Source organism: Frankia tisae (assembly GCF_025403405.1).
Taxonomy (GTDB): domain Bacteria; phylum Actinomycetota; class Actinomycetes; order Frankiales; family Frankiaceae; genus Frankia; species Frankia tisai.
Genome location: NZ_JANEZT010000728.1, coordinates 1 through 1,007, shown reverse-complemented (window position 1 = coordinate 1,007; position 1,007 = coordinate 1). Strand labels below are relative to the sequence as shown.

1 protein-coding gene is annotated in these 1,007 nt (G+C 75.4%); it reads left to right on the top strand.

The annotated features are described in order from the left end of the window. Positions 1-1,007 (top strand): mannosyltransferase YkcB-related protein (locus NBZ85_RS31365; protein WP_498041285.1); only part of this gene is annotated, 1,007 nt, incomplete at both ends.

Sequence of the window (1,007 nt, the reverse complement as noted above, 5' to 3'; positions counted from 1 at the left end):
GGGATGGGCGGCGGGGCGAACACCGGCTTCGGTGGCACGACCGGGATCACCCGGCTGTTCGGAGCGAGCATGGGCTCGGAGATCTCCTGGCTGCTCCCCGCGGCCCTGCTCGCGCTGGTCGTCGGACTGTGGCGGACCAGGCGGGCACCCCGCACCGATCCGGCGCGGGCCGTGCTCGTGCTGTGGGGCGGCTGGCTCGTCGTCAGCGGCCTGGTGTTCAGCTTCATGAACGGGATCATCCATCCCTACTACACCGTCGCCCTGGCGCCGGCGATCGCCGCGCTCGTCGCCGCCGGTGGGACCGCGCTGTGGCGCGACCGTGCCCAGTTCCCGGCGCGGGCGTCGCTCGCCGCCATGATCGCGTTGACCGGCGCCTGGAGCTTCGTGCTGCTCGACCGGGTGCCGACCTGGCTGCCCGCCCTGCGCTGGGTCGTGCTCATCGGCGCGCTGGCCCTGGCCGCCGCGCTGGTCGCCGGTGCAGCCCGGTTCACCCGGCTGACGGCGGTGCTCGCCACAGCGGCGGTGCTCACCGTCGGCGCCGGCAGCGCGGCCTACGCCGTCAGCACCGCCGCACATCCGCACACCGGCTCGATCCCCACCTCGGGTCCGTCGAGCGCGGCGATGGGCGGCGGCGGCGCCGGTAACGGCGGACGTTTCGGGGGCGGCGGCACCCCGCCCACCGGCACCTCCGCAGCGAGCGGCACGTCCACGACAGGTAGCACCTCGACGACAGGTAGCACGTCCGCGGCGGGCGCGGGTGGTGCCGGCGGCCAGCAGTCCACGAACTCGGCGCTGACCGCGCTGCTGGCCCGTTCGACCACCGCGTGGGCCGCGGCCACGACGAGCGGCGCGACCAGCGCGGCACAGCTCGAGCTTGCCAGCGGGCAGTCCGTCATCGCGATCGGCGGCTGGGACGGCAGCGACCCGGCGCCGGCCCTGGCCCAGTTCCAGCAGTGGGTCGCCGACGGGAAGATCCACTACTTCGTGGCCGGCGGCGGGGGCATGGG